At 71.3% G+C, this 12,527-nt stretch carries 13 protein-coding genes; 8 read left to right on the top strand and 5 right to left on the bottom strand.

Annotated elements, in window-relative coordinates:
* The first annotated feature begins 123 nt into the window (after positions 1-123).
* A complete protein-coding gene (locus FHT26_RS17070) occupies positions 124-660 on the top strand; it encodes a YfiR/HmsC family protein (protein ID WP_168561306.1) in 537 nt (178 codons plus the stop codon).
* 12 nt (positions 661-672) lie between these two features.
* Complete coding sequence (locus FHT26_RS17075) at positions 673-2,589, top strand: putative bifunctional diguanylate cyclase/phosphodiesterase (RefSeq protein WP_168561307.1); 1,917 nt, start codon at positions 673-675, stop codon at positions 2,587-2,589.
* A 23-nt stretch (positions 2,590-2,612) separates the two neighbouring features.
* Here FHT26_RS17075 and bla read toward each other — a convergent pair whose 3' ends face one another.
* Positions 2,613-3,509, bottom strand: a complete 897-nt coding sequence (gene bla / locus FHT26_RS17080) for a class A beta-lactamase (protein WP_168561308.1) — start codon at positions 3,507-3,509, stop codon at positions 2,613-2,615.
* Between the two features lie 104 nt (positions 3,510-3,613).
* Between bla and FHT26_RS17085 the strand changes: the two genes are divergently transcribed.
* The 5 genes from FHT26_RS17085 (at position 3,614) to FHT26_RS17105 (ending at position 8,782) form a co-directional block, all read left to right on the top strand.
* Positions 3,614-4,480, top strand: a complete 867-nt coding sequence (locus tag FHT26_RS17085; RefSeq protein WP_168561309.1) for a LysR family transcriptional regulator — start codon at positions 3,614-3,616, stop codon at positions 4,478-4,480.
* Between the two features lie 74 nt (positions 4,481-4,554).
* Complete coding sequence (locus FHT26_RS17090; protein WP_168561310.1) at positions 4,555-5,046, top strand: hypothetical protein; 492 nt, start codon at positions 4,555-4,557, stop codon at positions 5,044-5,046.
* On the top strand, positions 5,043-6,584 hold the full coding sequence (locus FHT26_RS17095) for a hypothetical protein (RefSeq protein ID WP_168561311.1): 1,542 nt from the start codon (positions 5,043-5,045) through the stop codon (positions 6,582-6,584). Before FHT26_RS17090 ends, FHT26_RS17095 begins: the two co-directional genes overlap by 4 nt.
* Positions 6,585-6,767: 183 nt before the next feature.
* Positions 6,768-7,379, top strand: a complete 612-nt coding sequence (locus FHT26_RS17100; protein WP_168561312.1) for a TetR/AcrR family transcriptional regulator — start codon at positions 6,768-6,770, stop codon at positions 7,377-7,379.
* Positions 7,376-8,782, top strand: coding sequence for an MFS transporter (locus tag FHT26_RS17105; RefSeq protein WP_168561313.1), 1,407 nt, complete (start codon positions 7,376-7,378; stop codon positions 8,780-8,782). Before FHT26_RS17100 ends, FHT26_RS17105 begins: the two co-directional genes overlap by 4 nt.
* Before the next feature lie 16 nt (positions 8,783-8,798).
* On the opposite strand, the gene FHT26_RS17110 is transcribed toward FHT26_RS17105, so the two are convergent.
* Positions 8,799-9,701: a LysR family transcriptional regulator gene (locus FHT26_RS17110; protein WP_246867939.1), complete on the bottom strand. Its 903-nt coding sequence runs from the start codon at positions 9,699-9,701 to the stop codon at positions 8,799-8,801.
* A 64-nt stretch (positions 9,702-9,765) separates the two neighbouring features.
* Between FHT26_RS17110 and FHT26_RS17115 the strand changes: the two genes are divergently transcribed.
* Complete coding sequence (locus tag FHT26_RS17115) at positions 9,766-10,785, top strand: zinc-binding dehydrogenase (RefSeq protein WP_168561314.1); 1,020 nt, start codon at positions 9,766-9,768, stop codon at positions 10,783-10,785.
* A 62-nt stretch (positions 10,786-10,847) separates the two neighbouring features.
* On the opposite strand, the gene FHT26_RS17120 is transcribed toward FHT26_RS17115, so the two are convergent.
* From FHT26_RS17120 to FHT26_RS17130, 3 genes are all read right to left on the bottom strand, one after another.
* Positions 10,848-11,561, bottom strand: a complete 714-nt coding sequence (locus FHT26_RS17120; RefSeq protein WP_168561315.1) for a DUF899 family protein — start codon at positions 11,559-11,561, stop codon at positions 10,848-10,850.
* Between the two features lie 109 nt (positions 11,562-11,670).
* A complete protein-coding gene (locus FHT26_RS17125) occupies positions 11,671-12,213 on the bottom strand; it encodes an ankyrin repeat domain-containing protein (RefSeq protein ID WP_168561316.1) in 543 nt (180 codons plus the stop codon).
* A gap of 79 nt (positions 12,214-12,292) precedes the next feature.
* On the bottom strand, positions 12,293-12,481 hold the full coding sequence (locus tag FHT26_RS17130) for a hypothetical protein (protein WP_168561317.1): 189 nt from the start codon (positions 12,479-12,481) through the stop codon (positions 12,293-12,295).
* Positions 12,482-12,527 lie beyond the last annotated feature (46 nt).

Here is a 12,527-nt window from a genome sequence, read left to right on the forward strand (position 1 = left end):
GGTACGCATGTCTGGCGGCCGGCACTCAAGCGGGAGGGGTACGGGCCGATAAGCTACGGGCGCCGTCCGCATGTCGCGGTCGGCGCTTTTTGCCTTGTCGGCACCCGTGCATCCTCCTGCGCCGTGAATCGCTCCACCCTTCCGGTCCTTCGGCCGCCATCGCGGCGACTGGCGGCGCTGGCCTGCGCCGCGGCCTGCGCATGGGTGCCCGCCGCGCGGGCCGACGACGCCGAGCAGAAGGCGACCCTCGTCTTCAACCTGCTGCTGTTCATCGACTGGCCGACCGACGTGCTGCCGCCGCAGGCGCCGTCGCTCGCGCTGTGCATCGACCGCGCGAGCCCGCTGCGGCCGGCGGTGCAGGCGCTCGACGGCCGCATCGTGCGCCACTGGCGGCTCGACGTGCGCGACCTGGCGTCCGCCGGCAGCTGGTCGGCCTGCCATGCCGTGCTGCTGGACAGCCCGTCGAACGCGCCGGAACGCCCGCCGGTCGGCACGCTGCTGATCGCCGACGGCGATGCCGCGCCGTCGGTCCAGGCGGCCGTGGTGTTGCACCGCACCGGCGAGCGCGTGGTGTTCGACATCGACCTCGCCACCGTCCGCCAGTCGCGCCTGCAGGTCAGCTCGAAGCTGCTGCGCGTGGCGCACCGCGTCAGCGAGTGAGCGGTTGACCCGATGACCGACACCGAACGCCGCCGCGACCCGTTCCGCGTGCAGCCGGGCCCGCAGCTCGGCCGCCGCCTGATGCGCGCGGTGGCGCTCAGCGTCAGCACCGCGCTGCTGCTGGCGGGGCTCAGCTTCGACGCCTACGTGTACTTCTCGCTGCGGGCCGCGATGGTCGACGACCTCACCGCGCAGGCGCACATCGTCGCCGACAACAGCTCGGCCGCGGTGCTGTTCGGCGACAACGGCGCCGCGGCGCAGACGCTCTCGGGCCTGCAGTCGTCGGAAGCCATCGAACGCGCATCGCTGCACGACCTGCAGGGCCGCCTGCTCGCCGCCTACAACGCGCCCGGCCTGCGCACGCAGCGCATCGATACCGCACCGACGGCACTGGCCACCGAAGGCCATCGCTTTGCCGAGAACCGCCTGCAGGTGCGCGTGCCGGTGCGCGAGGGCGACCGCGTGGTCGGCCACGTGCTGCTGAGCGCGAGCCTGCGCCCGCTGTACGAGCGCGTCGCCGCGTTCGTCGCGATCACGCTGGTGGTGAGCCTGGTGTCGTTCGCGCTGGCCTTCGCGCTCGCGGTCGGCATTCGCCGGCAGATCGACGGCACCGAAAAGCGCCTCGACTACCTCGCCCACTACGACCCGGTCACCGGGCTGCCGAACCGGCATGCGGCCAACGAGCAGATCCAGCGGCTGATCGAGACGGTCGGCCGCACCAGCGAGGGCTTCGGGCTGCTGCTGCTCGACCTCGACGACTTCAAGCTCGTCAACGACACGCTCGGCCACGGCGTAGGCGACGAGCTGCTGCGGGCGCTGGCCGGCCGGCTGACGAAGTTCATGCGGCCCACCGACATCGCGTTCCGCTTCGGCGGCGACGAGTTCGTGATCCTGTCGCCGCGCGTCGTCGACCCGGTGCAGCTGCAGGCGCTCGCCAATGCGGCGATGCGCGCCTTCGACGAGCCGCTGGCCGTCGGCGCGCAGCTGCTGCGGGTGCGCGGCAGCGCCGGCGTCGCGCTGTACCCGAACGACGCGGTCGACGCTGCCTCGCTGGTGCTCGCCGCCGACACCGCGATGTACGAGGCCAAGCGCCTGGGCAAGAACACCTTCGCGGTGTTCCAGCCGCGCATGTTGAACGACACCACGCGCCGCGTGCAGCTCGAAGCCGACCTGCGCGAAGCCGTCTCGCACCAGCAGCTGCGGCTGCTGTACCAGCCGATCGTCGACCTCGTCACGCAGCGGCTGGTTGGCGTCGAGGCGCTGCTGCGCTGGGAACATCCGCGGCTTGGCCAAGTGTCGCCGGTCGAGTTCATCCCGATCGCCGAAGCGAGCGGCCTGATCGTCGACATCGGCCAGTGGGTGCTGCATGCCGCGTGCCTGCAGATCCGCCGCTGGCACGACGCCGGCCACCGGCTGCACGTCGCGGTGAACGTCTCGGCGCTGCAGATCCGCCGCGGCATCCAGGCGCAGATCGATGCCGCGCTGCGTGCCTCGGGCGCCGACCCGCGTTCGCTGCAGATCGAGATCACCGAGCATTCGATGGTCGAGGACCTGGCGAGCAACGTCGCGCAGCTCGAGGCGGTGCGCGCGCTCGGCATCCAGGTCGCGGTCGACGATTTCGGCACCGGGCTGTCGTCGCTCGCGTACCTGAAGCGGCTGCCGATCGGCAAGCTGAAGATCGACCGCGCCTTCGTGAAGGACCTGCCCGACAGCAGCGACGATGCAGCGATCGCGTCGGCCATCATCTCGATGGCGCACAGCCTGTCGCTGACGGTGGTCGCCGAAGGGATCGAGACGGTCGCGCAGCGCGACTTCCTGGCCGCGCAGCGCTGCGACTTCGCGCAAGGCTTCCTCTACAGCCGGCCGGTCGCGGCGCAGGCGATCGACGCGATGCTCGCCGGTGGGAGGGTGATGGCCATCGCCGGCTGAGCGACAGGCGCTCCCGCCCGATCTCACCCCAGGCGCGCAACCGCCTCCTTCGCCGCCGCCGCCAGCGCCGCATTGCGCCGCGCCGCATCCGCCTTGCTGTCGGTCAGGTAGGCGGTGACGACCAGCGGCGCGCGCTGCGGCGGCCAGATCACCGCGACGTCGTTGGTGCTGCCGCGAGCGCCGGTGCCGGTCTTGTCGGCGACGCGCCAGCCGGGCGGCACGCCGGCGCGCAACCGGTCGACACCAGTGCGCACTGCCTCCATCCATTGCACCAGCCGGGCCCGCGATGCGTCGGACAGCGCGGTGCCGAGCAAGGCGCTGCGCAGCGCGACGGCCATGGCGTGCGGCGTGGTCGTGTCGCGCGGATCGCCGGGGCGGGCCTCGTTCAGCGCCGGCTCGGTGCGGTCCAGACGTGTCTTCGTGTCGCCCAACGCGCGCGCATGGCGGGTGATCGCGGCCGGTCCACCGAAACTCGCCAGCAGCAGGTTGGCCGCGGCGTTGTCGCTGACCAGCACCGCCGCCTCGCACAATTCGGCGATGCTCATGCCGTCGCCGCCGACGTGCTTCTCGGTGACCGGGGAGTTGCTCAGCAGCACCTCGCGGCGCACGACGATGCGGCGATCCAGCCGCTCGATCCCGGTGTCGACGCGCTGCAGCGCCAGCGATGCGGCCAGCCACTTGAAGGTGCTGCACATCGGGAAGCGCTCGTCGAGACGGTGGCCGTCGACCTGGCCGGTCGCGGTGTCGAGCACCGCGACACCGAGCCGCCCACCCGATTCGGCTTCGATCGCGGCCCAGCGAGGGTCGTGCCCTTGTGCAAAGTTTTTCTGTGCAGCTTGCGCCGGCATCGCGGCGCAGGCGATCGGCATCGCGGTCGTCAGCGACCAGGCGAGCGCGCTGTTGAACTGTCTTCTTTGCATCGGGAAATCCTCGTGGCATGTCGGTTCGGAGCGTGCACGATAGCGATCTCCCTGCCATCGCTCAAACGCTGCTTTCGAGGGCGAGACCCCAGATAATCTGGGGCATGCAACTCCCGTTGAACGCGCTGCGCGCCTTCGAAGCGTCGGCACGCCACCTGAGCTTCACCCGCGCCGCGATGGAGCTGTGCGTGACGCAGAACGCCGTCAGCGCGCAGGTCAGGAACCTGGAGGAGCGCCTCGGCGCACCGCTGTTCCGCCGGCTGCCGCGCGGGCTGGCGTTGACCGACGAGGGCGCCGCCTTGTTGCCGATGCTGAGCGACAGCTTCGAGCGCATGCGGCTCGTGCTGGAGCAGTTCGAAGGCGGCCTGCACCGCGAGGTGCTGACCGTCGCGGTGGTCGGCACCTTCGCGGTCGGATGGCTGCTGCCGCGGCTCGCGGCGTTCCAGCGCGACCATCCGTTCATCGACCTGCGGCTGCTGACCAACAACAACCGTGTCGACCTGGCCGCCGAGGGGCTCGATTGCGCGATCCGCTTCGGCGATGGCGCCTGGCACGGCACCGAGGCCGAGCCGCTGCTGGAGGCACCGCTGTCGCCTGTGTGCACGCCGGCGCTGGCGCGGCGGCTGCGCTCGCCGGCCGCGTTGGCCGACGAGACCCTGCTGCGCTCGTACCGTGCCGACGAGTGGGCGCGCTGGTGCGCGGCCGCCGGCATCGAGACGCCGCTGCTGCGCGGGCCGGTGTTCGATTCGTCGATCGCGATGGCGGCGGCCGCGGCGCAGGGCATCGGCGTCGCGCTGCTGCCGCCGGCGATGTTCGGCGAAGAGCTGCGCACCGAGCGGCTGGTGCAGCCGTTCGCGCTCGGCGTGTCGCTCGGCCGCTACTGGATCACGCGGCTGAAGTCGCGCGCGCCGACGCAGGCGATGCGGGTGTTCCAGGCCTGGATCGTCCGGCAGGCGCTGCAAACCGATTGAGCCGCCACGGCGCTCGACGTCTCGCCTGTATGCCTATACAGTACGCGCCCAGTCCATTCACTCTGCACGCCGTCATGTCCGACACCTTCGACGAAACCACTGCCGTTGACGAAGCCGCGCCGATCCAGGAAGCGCGCCACTGGGAAGACGAGACCTGGATCGCCCAGGTCATCAAGAACGAAGACGACGACGGCTGGGCGGTCTCGATGACGCTGCGCGGCGAGGCCGAGCCGGCGCTGATCGGCCCGTGGACGATGGGCCGCGACAAGAAGAACCCGAAGCCGCTCGATGCGCCGGCGTTCCACACGCTGGTCAAGACCGCGCATGAAGTACGGCGGCGCCATGAGCAGCAATTGCAGGCGCGGCTGCACAGGCAGGTGTCGATCGCGACCGAGGCCGGCGCCTTCGTCGTCACGCTCGACATCGTGCCGGACGACGACGAGCCGTATGCCACGCTCGCCGCGCGCGATGCCGACGGGCAGGAGGTCGCCCGCAAGCGGGTCGACGCCGGCTTCCGGCTGACGGCCGACTCGGCCGCTGCGTGGCTCGCGCGCGAACTCGCTTGAGCCGGCGGCATTTGCGCGGCGCGGCGGTGTGCGCCGGTGCGTTGCTGGCCGCCGGGCTGGTCCAGGCCCAGGCCGAGCCGCCTGCCCGGGAGCCGGTCGGGCGCGAAGCCGACACCGATGCGGTCGGCGATGGCCCGCATCGAGACGTCGCCGGATCGATCCCGACCATCTCGCTGTTCGGCTACGAACGGGTGCGTTTGCCGCAGGGCGAGCGCATGGGCCTGGTCGGCGGTTCGCTGCTGTTCGACGTCGGCTCCGGCTGGGCCTTCGGGCCGGCGGTGTACGGCGCGGCCACCGGGCAACGCGGCGGCTTGTTCGTCGCCGGTGTCGAGCTGCAGCACCGTTGGCAGGTCGTGCCCGGGTGGACGCTGGCCTCCGGCGTGTACGCCGGCGGCGGCGGCGGGGCCTCGGCACCGGTCGGCTCGGGCCTGATGCTGCGCCCGGCGCTGACGCTCCTGAAAGACCTCGGCAGCACGCTGCAGCTCGGCGTCTCGTTGTCCGCGGTGCATTTCCCGAGTGGCGAGATCCAGAGCCAGCAACTGGGCCTGGCCCTCGCCTGGCGCGGCGGCTTCAAGCACCTGGCCGGCGAGCACGGCGGCACGACCGACGCATCCGATGAAGTCACCGGCCTCGGCTTCGACCGCATCGCGTTCACCGCATCGGCCTACCGCTTCGACGGCGGGCTGCGGCCGACCATCGGCCTCGCCGGCGCGCGCGCCGAGCGCCGGTTGGCGAACGGGCTGTCGTGGGGCATCGAATCCGCCGCGGCCGCGAAGGGCGATGCCGCCGGCTACATGGAAGTGCTGGGCACGCTCGGCGCGAGCTTCGCGCCGTGGCCGGTGCTGTTGCCGACCTGGCGGGCCGGCGTGCGCGTGGCCGCCGGGCTGGGCGGCGGTGGCGCGGTGCCTACCGGCGGCGGCCTGATCGGCAAGGCCTCCGGCACGCTGGAGTGGAGCCCTGCGCCGGGCTGGACCGTCGGCGGCGAGTATGGCCGCATCCATGCCGCGCAAGGTGGCCTGCGCGCACGCCAGGTCCAGCTGTGGCTCGGCATCGACCTCGAACCCGGCCACGACGGCCGCAACACGCCGCCGCGCGTCGTGCGCACCGAATGGGTCGCGGTGCTGCAGCACCATGACCGCGTGCGGCGCACCGATGGCAGCCGCCAGGCGCTCGACACCATCGGCCTGAAGCTGAACCGCTACGTCGACGACAACATCTACGTCAGCGGCCAGGCGCACAGCGCGTTCGCCGGCCGGGCCGGCGCCTACTCGGTCGGCCTGGTCGGCGCGGGCGTCGCGAGCCGGCCGGGCTCGCCGTGGCGGGTCGGTGTCGAAGCGCTGGGGGGCGCGGCGGGGGGTGGCGGCGTCGCGACCGACGGCGGTGCGATCCTGCAGGCCGTGCTGTGGGCCGGCTGGAACCCGACGCCCCGCAGCGAATGGCGCCTCGGGGCCGGTGCGATGAAGCCCTTGCGCGCGCCTCAGGCGACGCCGCTGGTCGAACTCAGCTGGAGCCGCAGCTTCGGGATGTCGGGCTGGTAGGTTCTTTCGGGCCGAGCCTGTCGAAGCCTTCGCTCGCCTGGCAACAATCCTTCGACACGGGCCCTCGACAGGCTCGGTCCCTGCTCAGGGCGAACGGGGGGATGAGCCACAGCCCTCAAGCAAGACCGGCCAAACAAGAATATGATGATGGTCATATTAAAGGAACCAGACCGGAGAAGACCGATGGCACGCCCCGCCAACACCCGGAAGGAAGAAACCCACGAGCGCATCGTCGAGGCGGCCGCCCGCGCGATCCGTCGCCATGGCTACGCCGGCCTCGGCGTCGCCGAGGTGATGAAGGATGCCGGGCTGACGCACGGCGGGTTCTATGCGCACTTCGAATCGCGCGACGCACTGCTCGTCGAAGCCCTCGAGCGCGCCGGCCGCGACAGCGCCGAATCGGTGACGCGCGCCGCCGCGCAGCGCGCCGCAAAAGGCGTCAGCCCGTTCCGCGCGCTGGTCGACAGCTACCTTTCCGACCGCCACCTCGCGTCGATGGACAGCGGCTGCCCGGTGGCCGCGCTCGGCTCCGACATGCCGCGCCAGTCCGAGCTGGTGCGCGACGCCTCCGCGCTGCGCGTGCGCCGCCTCGTCGAGCGCGTGACCACCGCGCTGCCCGACGCGCACCGCAGTGCCGCCAGCGTGGTCACCGGCACGCTGGTCGGCTCGCTGCAGCTGGCGCGCGCGCTCGGCGACAACAGCGAAGGCCGCGCGCTGCTCTCGAACGCGCGTCAGGCCTTGCTGCAGCACTACGACACACCCCCCGCTTCCTCTTCCCCCAGGACCACCCCATGAGCATCGCCACGCCCGTCGCCATCGAGCCGCCCGCCCGGCGCACCTCCCCCTGGCCGGTGTTCTGGGTCGCGAGCGTCGCGGCCTTCCTGGTGTCGCTCGACAGCACGATGCTGTATGCCGCGTTCGGCGCGCTGCGCGCCGGCTTTCCGCAGGCCACCGCGGCCGACATGTCATGGGTGCTGAACGCCTACACCGTCGTCTACGCGGCAATGCTGATCCCGGCCGGCGGGCTGGCCGACACGCATGGCCGCAAGCGGGTTTTCCTGTTCGGCGTCACGCTGTTCATCGCGGCCTCGGCCGCCTGCGGGCTGGCCGGCAGCGTCGGCTGGCTGATCGCCGCCCGCGTGCTGCAGGCCGTCGGTGCGGCACTGCTGACGCCGGCCTCGTTGTCGATCGTGCTGGCCGCGTTCCCGCAAGAGAAGCGCGCGTTGACCGTCAGCCTGTGGGGCGCGGTTGCCGGCTTCGCGGCCGCGGTCGGGCCGAGCCTCGGCTCGCTGGTCGTCGAGACCGTCGGCTGGCCATGGGCCTTCTTCATCAACCTGCCGATCGGCGCGCTGTCGCTGTGGCGCGGTGCCGCGCTGCTCGGCGAATCGACCCGCTCGACCACGCCGCGCAAGGTCGACGCGGTCGGCATGGCGCTGCTGATCGTGGCGGTCGGCGCGATCGCGCTGGCCATCGTCGAATCGGAATCGCCGGCCTGGACGCGCACGCAGCTGATCGGCGCCGCCGCCGCCGGCGTGATCGCACTCGTCGCGTTCGTGATCTGGGCCGGCCATGCGCGCGATCCGCTGGTCGACCTCGGCCTGTTCCGCCACCGCACCTACAGCGCCGTCAATGCCGCGACGCTGTCGTTCGGCATCGCGTTCGCGACGATGTTCTTCGCGTTCTTCTTCTACATGGGCAACGTGTGGCACTACAGCCAGGCGCAGGCCGGCCTCGCGATCGCACCGGGCCCGCTGACGGTGATCCCGGTGGCCATCGTCACCGGCCGCCTCGCCGGGCGAATCGGCCACCGGCCCTTCCTGGTCGGCGGCGCGCTGCTCTACGCCGCGGCCGGACTTTGGTTCATGCTCGTGCCCGGCACCGAGCCGGCCTACCTGACGCACTGGCTGCCCGGGCTGTTCCTCAGCGGCGCAAGCGTCGGCATGGTGCTGCCCTCGCTGTCCGGCGCGGCGGTCAGCAAGCTGCCGGCGCAGCACTACGCGGTCGGCAGCGCGGTCAACCAGGCCACGCGCCAGATCGGCGCGGTGATCGGCGTCGCGATCACGGTGCTGCTGCTCGGCCACGGCGTCGTGCAGCGCAGCGACTTCAATGCGGTCTACGGCCTGCACATCGGCCTGGCATTGCTGACGGCGTTCCTGTGCCTGTTCGTCAACACACGACCCGCGCCTCGGCCGTCCTGAGCCGACGCGGCGGGCATCACCGAGCGGCGTCGCGTTGCTCCGCCTTCGCGACGACGAATTCGAGGAACGCCCGCAGCCGGCCGGCCTGCCGCAGGTCCTGGTGGTAGCCGGCCCAGACCTCGCGGCCGGGCGGCGGCTCGGCCCGCGCGATGCGGCGCAGACCGGGCATCGGATCGGCCAGCACGCAGGGCAGTACCGCCACGCCGGCGCCGGCCGCGCACAGCCGCGCCTGCGCCTCGCGGCTGTTGCTGCCGAACACCGTGCGGGCCTCGGGAAAGCTGCGCTTCAGCCAGGCCACGTCGGGCATGTCGTCGAAGGCGCTGTCCATCGTCACCAGGCGCAGGCCCTTGCCTCGGCGCGGCAGCGGCCCCGGCCGGCTGCGCGCGGCGTACAGCCCGTAGTCGAGGTGCATGAAACGCCGCTGCACCACCTCGGGTTCGCTGAACGGCGCGATGCGGAACACCAGGTCGGCCTCGCGGCGCGCCAGGCTGAACAGGCGGGTGTCGGTGACCAGTTCGATCGACACCTCCGGGTGCCGCGCCATGAACTCGGCGCACCACGGCGCGAGCACGTGCACGCCGAACCAGTCGGACGACGAAATCCGCAGCAGGCCGCTCAGCGCGACCTGCCCGCCCGCCAGCCGGCGCTCGATCGCCAGCGCCTCTTCCTCGATGCGCTGCGCATGCTGCAGCACCGACTGCCCTTCCTCGGTCAGCACGAAGCCGGCGCCGCCGCGCTGGAACAGCTTCTGGCCGAGCGCGGCCTCGAGCGCGCGCAGGCGCCGGCCCATCGTCGGCTGCGTCTGCCCGACCTGCCGCGCGGCCCCGCCGAGCGAGCCTTCGCGCGCCACCGCGAGGAACACCTTCACGTCGCTCCACTCCATCTCGCCCCCATGCAGTTTCGTATGAGCAGCGTGCATTCTTGTCGATTGATGAACGTTTGTGAATGAACCAGACTGGTCGCATCAACTCCTGGAGAACGACATGTCGTCGTCATTCACCCTTCCATCCCTCACCACCGCGGCCGTCGTCGACGCAGCCGGCGCGCCCTTCGTCGTGCGAGAACAGCCGATGCCGTCGATCGCTGCAGGCCAGGTCCTGGTGCAGGTTCGCGCCAGCGGCCTGAACCCGCTCGACGCGAAGATCCGCGCCGGCCAGGCCGCCCACGCACGGCAGCCGCTGCCGGCGGTGCTGGGCATCGACATGGCCGGCACGGTGCGCGCGGTCGGCGCGGGGGTGTCGCACCTGCAGCCGGGCGACGAGGTGTTCGGCATGGTCGGCGGCGTCGGCGGGCATGCCGGCACGCTCGCCGGCTTCATCGCGGTCGACGCGCGCTTGCTGGCGCTGCGACCGGCGGCCTTGTCGGCGCGCGAGGCCGCGGTGCTGCCGCTGGTCACCATCACCGCGTGGGAAGGGTTGGTCGACCGCGCCCGCGTGCAGCCCGGCCACCGGGTGCTGGTGCATGGCGGGGCCGGCGGCGTCGGGCACGTCGCGGTGCAGCTGGCGCGCGCGCACGGCGCCGAGGTGTGGGCGACCGGCCACGCGGCGCAGCTCGATGCCATCCACCGGCTCGGCGCGACGCCGATCGACCCTGCCACGACGCCGCTGGAGCGCTATGCGGCCGAGGCCACCGCCGGGGCCGGCTTCGACGTGGTGTTCGACACCGTCGGCGGCGCGGTGCTCGACGCGTCGTTCCTTGCGGCGCGCCGCTACACCGGCCATGTCGTCAGCAGCCTCGGCTGGGGCACGCATGCGCTGGCGCCGCTGTCGTTCCGCGGCGCGACCTACTCCGGCGTGTTCACGCTGCTGCCGCTGCTGACCGGCGAAGGCCTCGAGCACCACGGCGAGATCCTCGGCCATGCCGCGCGGCTGGCCACCGAAGGTCAGCTGCGGCCGATGCTGGATGCGCAGCGCTTCACGCTGGCCGACGTGGACGCGGCCCACGCGCGCATGGCCGGCGGCCACGCGCGCGGCAAGATCGCGATCGACATCGGCGAGGCCTGAGCGGGCTGAGGAGCTGAGCGGACTGGCGGAGGTGGCCGCGACGGGGCCGCCGGCCGCGCGCCTCAGCGCTGCGGGTACTCGAGCTCCGGGTACCAGTCGGTGCCGCGGCCGCCCGGCGTCATGTCGAGCACGATCCAGATCGGCATCACCTCGGGCGCGCCGCGCGGGTCCTGGCCGGGGTCGGCGCTCTCGGGGCCCATCTCGTCGCCCCAGGTGTGCCGGATGACGCCGTCGCGGCGCGTGAAGACGTTGAAGCCGGCGTTGTCGGACTCGCTCGCCGGGTCTTCGTTGGCGTAGTCGCGGTTGAAGTCGTTGCCGCCCGACGAGTACAGGCGCAGGTGGCGCCAGCCGCGTTCCTTCTTGAAGGCGGCGATGCGCGCAATCGGCGAGCGGGCGATCACCGCGAACGACACCCGCTGCAGGATGTCAGGCATCTCGCCGTCGAACGCACTGAGCATCGAGGTGCACATCGGGCACGGCCGCTTGCGCTGCGGGCCGTACATGAAGTTGTAGGTGACCAGCGTGTCGTGCGGGCCGAACATCTGCGACAGCGTGACGGCGCCTTGCTCGCCGTCGAAGCGGTAGTCCTGCGGCACGATGCCGCCGGGCGGCAGCGCGCGGCGCTGCGCGGCGACACGCTCGTTCAGGCGGCGCAATTCGATTTCCTGTTCGAGCAGGGCATTGCGTGCGGCGCGGTATTCGGGGCTTTCGCCGGGGAAGCGGCGCTTGGACTGGGCCAGGTCCTTGGCCGGGCGGAGGGCGGGCTGGGCGGTCATGGGCATCTCCAAGGGTGAGGTGACAAAGGGGCGACGAACGGCGGTCGCTGAAATCGACAGGCGGCGGAGATATTTTTTGAAGTGCAACGGCCGTCGCACCCCAGGCGGATCAGCCTGCTGGCAGCTCGTCAACGCTTCTCGCCCCTCGGTCCCGCAGCAGCGAAGCAAGCTCTTCGCAGCGATGGGTCAAGGCCACGTCGAGCGGCGTGCGCCCGCCGTCCACCCACGCTTCTGCGGAAGCCGTCAGGCTGGCTCCGCGCTCGATCAGTGTGATCGCGATCGGAATGGCATTCACGGCGCAGGCCCGATGCAACGCGGTGAAGTCCGGGAACCCGCGGGCCTCGAGGTCCGCGCCGCGGGCCAGCAGAACATCGACCAGCCGCGAGGCGACATCCGGCGAACGCTCGAACAACTCGATGGCCGTGTGCAGCGCCAGGCAGCCTTGATCGTTCAGTTGATTCGGATCCGCGCCGAGATCGAGCAGGACCTCGACCAGTTCACAGCGCTCGAAAAAGACGGCTTGTTCCAGCGCGTATTCGGATGACACGGCATCCGGCGAGTTCACCAGTTCGGGCTGCTGGCGGACGAATGCGATCACGTCCGCCTCTGAACGATCGCGCAGCAGGTCACCCCAGGATTCGATGGCTGGCATAGCTGCGCAAGTTCATTGATGGAAGCTCCGGCGCGCGACAGACCAATGCCACGCCGGGAAAACCCTTTGCGGCGAGAAGTCAGCCAAAAATCGCGCCACAGCCCTCTGCCTTCCTCCGGAACTCGTCCTTCGCCAATTCAGAAGAGAACTCGAGGGTTACGGCTTCTCCTGCCAGAAGCCGTTCGACCTCGGCCTTTGCTCGGATCAATGAGTCAGTCGAGTACTGCTCAACGGCCTCGATGAGACCATGGCTTCGTTGCACAAACATCAGACTGCCTCATTGATCTTCGAGCGTCGTCCATGAAGATGGCGAG

Source organism: Rhizobacter sp. SG703, from assembly GCF_012275445.1.
In the GTDB taxonomy this organism is placed as follows: Bacteria; Pseudomonadota; Gammaproteobacteria; order Burkholderiales; family Burkholderiaceae_C; genus Rhizobacter.